We start from the raw sequence: 5,248 nt of genomic DNA on the forward strand, positions 1-5,248 counted from the left end.
TTCGGGTGGTGATCGTCGCACAACGATTCACTCAACCAGTGGATTCAAACACACTGGTTATAGGATCAAGCCTTACGGGCAATTAGTATCAGTTAGCTCAATGCATTACTGCACTTACACACCTGACCTATCAACGTCCTGGTCTGGAACGACCCTTCAAGGGGCTCGAAGCCCCGGGGATATCTCATCTTAAGGCGAGTTTCCCGCTTAGATGCTTTCAGCGGTTATCTCTTCCGAACATAGCTACCCGGCGATGCCACTGGCGTGACAACCGGTACACCAGAGGTTCGTCCACTCCGGTCCTCTCGTACTAGGAGCAGCCCCCTTCAAATATCCAACGCCCACGGCAGATAGGGACCAAACTGTCTCACGACGTTTTAAACCCAGCTCACGTACCTCTTTAAATGGCGAACAGCCATACCCTTGGGACCGGCTACAGCCCCAGGATGAGATGAGCCGACATCGAGGTGCCAAACACCGCCGTCGATATGAACTCTTGGGCGGTATCAGCCTGTTATCCCCAGAGTACCTTTTATCCGTTGAGCGATGGCCCTTCCATACAGAACCACCGGATCACTATGACCTGCTTTCGCACCTGCTCGACTTGTCGGTCTCGCAGTTAAGCACGCTTATGCCATTGCACTATCAGCACGATTTCCGACCGTACCTAGCGTACCTTCGTACTCCTCCGTTACACTTTGGGAGGAGACCGCCCCAGTCAAACTGCCTACCATGCACTGTCCCCGATCCAGATCATGGACCAAGGTTAGAACCTCAAACAAACCAGGGTGGTATTTCAAGGACGGCTCCACGCAAACTAGCGTTCACGCTTCATAGCCTCCCACCTATCCTACACAGATCGGTTCAAAGTCCAATGCAAAGCTACAGTAAAGGTTCATGGGGTCTTTCCGTCTAGCCGCGGGGAGATTGCATCATCACAAACACTTCAACTTCGCTGAGTCTCGGGAGGAGACAGTGTGGCCATCGTTACGCCATTCGTGCAGGTCGGAACTTACCCGACAAGGAATTTCGCTACCTTAGGACCGTTATAGTTACGGCCGCCGTTTACCGGGACTTCAATCAAGAGCTTGCACCCCATCATTTAATCTTCCGGCACCGGGCAGGCGTCACACCCTATACGTCCACTTTCGTGTTTGCAGAGTGCTGTGTTTTTATTAAACAGTCGCAGCCACCAGTTTATTGCAACCCTTTCACCCTCCTGGCGCAGGCCAGTCAAGCTACAAGGGCGTACCTTATCCCGAAGTTACGGTACCAATTTGCCGAGTTCCTTCTCCCGAGTTCTCTCAAGCGCCTTAGAATACTCATCTCGCCCACCTGTGTCGGTTTGCGGTACGGTCACTATTAGACTGAAGCTTAGAGGCTTTTCTTGGAACCACTTCCAATTGCTTCGCTTCCGAAGAAGCTCGCGCCACACCCTTGAATTACGCGCCCGGATTTGCCTAAGCGCCTTCTCCAATGCAGCGACCGGGACGTCCAACACCCGGACAACCTTCCGCGATCCGTCCCCCCATCGCATCTAACAATGGTGCAGGAATATTGACCTGCTTCCCATCAGCTACGCATTTCTGCCTCGCCTTAGGGGCCGACTCACCCTACGCCGATGAACGTTGCGTAGGAAACCTTGGGCTTACGGCGAGGGGGCTTTTCACCCCCTTTATCGCTACTCATGTCAGCATTCGCACTTCCGATACCTCCAGCACGCTTTTCAACGCACCTTCGCAGGCTTACGGAACGCTCTCCTACCACACACGTGTCTTTCAACGTGTATCCGCAGCTTCGGTGACTGGCTTGAGCCCCGTTACATCTTCCGCGCAGGACGACTCGATCAGTGAGCTATTACGCTTTCTTTAAAGGGTGGCTGCTTCTAAGCCAACCTCCTGACTGTTTTAGCCTTCCCACTTCGTTTCCCACTTAGCCAATCTTTGGGACCTTAGCTGGCGGTCTGGGTTGTTTCCCTCTTGACACCGGACGTTAGCACCCGATGTCTGTCTCCCGTGATTGCACTCTTCGGTATTCGGAGTTTGCTATGGCGTAGTAATCCGCAATGGACCCCACAACCATGACAGTGCTCTACCCCCGAAGGTGATACACGAGGCACTACCTAAATAGTTTTCGGAGAGAACCAGCTATTTCCAAGTTTGTTTAGCCTTTCACCCCTATCCACAGCTCATCCCCTAACTTTTCAACGTTAGTGGGTTCGGTCCTCCAGTACGTGTTACCGCACCTTCAACCTGGCCATGGATAGATCACTTGGTTTCGGGTCTACGCCCAGCAACTGATCGCCCTGTTCGGACTCGCTTTCGCTACGCCTGCCTTAATCAGTTAAGCTCGCTACTGAACGTAAGTCGCTGACCCATTATACAAAAGGTACGCCGTCACCCGTTTCCAGGCTCCGACTGTTTGTATGCATGCGGTTTCAGGATCTATTTCACTCCCCTCCCGGGGTTCTTTTCGCCTTTCCCTCACGGTACTGGTTCACTATCGGTCGATCACGAGTATTTAGCCTTGGAGGATGGTCCCCCCATCTTCAGACAGGATTTCACGTGTCCCGCCCTACTTGTCGTACACCTAGTTCTTTCAACCTATTTTCGCCTACAGGGCTATCACCTGCTAGGGCCGCACTTTCCAGAGCGTTCGGCTAATAAGTCAAATAAAGAGTACAGGCTGATCCCATTTCGCTCGCCACTACTCTGGGAATCTCGGTTGATTTCTTTTCCTGCGGTTACTTAGATGTTTCAGTTCACCGCGTTCGCTTCGCTGGACCTATGTATTCAGTCCAGGATGACCCATACGGGCCGGGTTTCCCCATTCGGATATCGGAGGATCAAAGCTCGTTTGCCAGCTCCCCTCCGCTTTTCGCAGGCTACCGCGTCCTTCATCGCCTGTGATCGCCAAGGCATCCACCACATGCACTTGTTCGCTTGACCCTATAACGAGTGTGTCTGCTTGCGCTTGTCACGTCCCGTTACAGGCTGAGTATTCGCGTTGTGCCGTATTCCAAAGCAATCTTTCGATCACCTTTTCATACTTGATACAATCACTACCCTTAAATCTCTACTCACGCCCATCTCTAAGCGCTTTCGCGATTCTCTTTACTACTTCTTCCAGATTGTTAAAGAACGTTTAGCCGATTGGGTCACTTCACTACCCAACAGCATCAACTGGCTATAGTCGCCAATGCTTAAAGTTCGCCGCTGTTTCTAGCAGAACCCTAAGCATTGAGGACTTGGTGGAGGATGACGGGATCGAACCGACGACCCCCTGCTTGCAAAGCAGGTGCTCTCCCAGCTGAGCTAATCCCCCTACGTGGCCTGACTTCGAGTGGTCTCTCATCAGCACCCCTGTTCGGGTGGTGGGTCTGGTTGGATTCGAACCAACGACCCCCGCCTTATCAAGACGGTGCTCTAACCGACTGAGCTACAGACCCTTAGCCTGTCTTTCTTACAGCCGATAAGCGTGAGCGCTCAACTTTGAAGTGCGAAGCTCGAGAAAGGAGGTGATCCAGCCGCACCTTCCGATACGGCTACCTTGTTACGACTTCACCCCAGTCATGAATCCCACCGTGGTAAGCGCCCTCCTTGCGGTTAGGCTACCTACTTCTGGTGAAACCCACTCCCATGGTGTGACGGGCGGTGTGTACAAGACCCGGGAACGTATTCACCGCGGCATGCTGATCCGCGATTACTAGCGATTCCAGCTTCACGCAGTCGAGTTGCAGACTGCGATCCGGACTACGATCGGTTTTCTGGGATTGGCTCCACCTCGCGGCTTGGCAACCCTCTGTTCCGACCATTGTATGACGTGTGAAGCCCTACCCATAAGGGCCATGAGGACTTGACGTCATCCCCACCTTCCTCCGGTTTGTCACCGGCAGTCTCCTTAGAGTGCTCTTGCGTAGCAACTAAGGACAAGGGTTGCGCTCGTTGCGGGACTTAACCCAACATCTCACGACACGAGCTGACGACAGCCATGCAGCACCTGTGCGCCGGTTCTCTTTCGAGCACTCCCACCTCTCAGCGGGATTCCGACCATGTCAAGGGTAGGTAAGGTTTTTCGCGTTGCATCGAATTAATCCACATCATCCACCGCTTGTGCGGGTCCCCGTCAATTCCTTTGAGTTTTAATCTTGCGACCGTACTCCCCAGGCGGTCAACTTCACGCGTTAGCTACGTTACTAAGGAAATGAATCCCCAACAACTAGTTGACATCGTTTAGGGCGTGGACTACCAGGGTATCTAATCCTGTTTGCTCCCCACGCTTTCGTGCATGAGCGTCAGTGTTGGCCCAGGGGGCTGCCTTCGCCATCGGTATTCCTCCACATCTCTACGCATTTCACTGCTACACGTGGAATTCTACCCCCCTCTGCCACACTCAAAGCCTGCCAGTCACCAATGCAGTTCCCAGGTTAAGCCCGGGGATTTCACATCGGTCTTAACAGACCGCCTGCGCACGCTTTACGCCCAGTAATTCCGATTAACGCTCGCACCCTACGTATTACCGCGGCTGCTGGCACGTAGTTAGCCGGTGCTTATTCTTCCGGTACCGTCATCCTCCATCCATATTAGGGACGAAGTTTTCTTTCCGGACAAAAGTGCTTTACAACCCGAAGGCCTTCTTCACACACGCGGCATTGCTGGATCAGGGTTGCCCCCATTGTCCAAAATTCCCCACTGCTGCCTCCCGTAGGAGTCTGGGCCGTGTCTCAGTCCCAGTGTGGCTGGTCGTCCTCTCAGACCAGCTACAGATCGTCGCCTTGGTAGGCCTTTACCCCACCAACTAGCTAATCTGCCATCGGCCGCCCCTGCAGCGCGAGGTCCGAAGATCCCCCGCTTTCTTCCGTAGATCGTATGCGGTATTAATCCGGCTTTCGCCGGGCTATCCCCCACTACAGGACACGTTCCGATGTATTACTCACCCGTTCGCCACTCGCCACCAGGGTTGCCCCCGTGCTGCCGTTCGACTTGCATGTGTAAGGCATGCCGCCAGCGTTCAATCTGAGCCAGGATCAAACTCTTCAGTTCAAACCTGTTACTGTTTTCGGTTCCGTTAAGAACCGGTCGCTCACTCAACGTACTGACGATGATTGTTTGTCCAAAGACAAAAAACCTTCCTCTGATACTTCGTGTGAGACTCTTGATTACTTTTGCTTTTGCTTCAGCCCCGAAAGACTGAAACCGCACTCGCTATCAAGCGCCCACACTTATCGGCTGTTAGTTTTTAAAGAGCA

At 53.1% G+C, this 5,248-nt stretch carries 2 tRNA genes and 2 rRNA genes; all 4 read right to left on the reverse strand.

Annotated elements, in window-relative coordinates:
• Positions 1-61 precede the first annotated feature (61 nt).
• Positions 62-2,948 (reverse strand): 23S ribosomal RNA (locus AWB80_RS42430).
• A 300-nt stretch (positions 2,949-3,248) separates the two neighbouring features.
• A tRNA-Ala gene (locus AWB80_RS42435) sits at positions 3,249-3,324 on the reverse strand.
• Positions 3,325-3,371: 47 nt separating this feature from the next.
• Positions 3,372-3,448, reverse strand: a tRNA-Ile gene (locus AWB80_RS42440).
• Between the two features lie 62 nt (positions 3,449-3,510).
• Positions 3,511-5,042: ribosomal RNA gene (locus AWB80_RS42445) — 16S ribosomal RNA — on the reverse strand.
• Together the 16S and 23S rRNA genes with 2 tRNA genes alongside form the textbook arrangement of a ribosomal RNA operon.
• Positions 5,043-5,248 lie beyond the last annotated feature (206 nt).

Source organism: Caballeronia pedi, assembly GCF_001544915.2.
In the GTDB taxonomy this organism is placed as follows: domain Bacteria; phylum Pseudomonadota; class Gammaproteobacteria; order Burkholderiales; family Burkholderiaceae; genus Caballeronia; species Caballeronia pedi.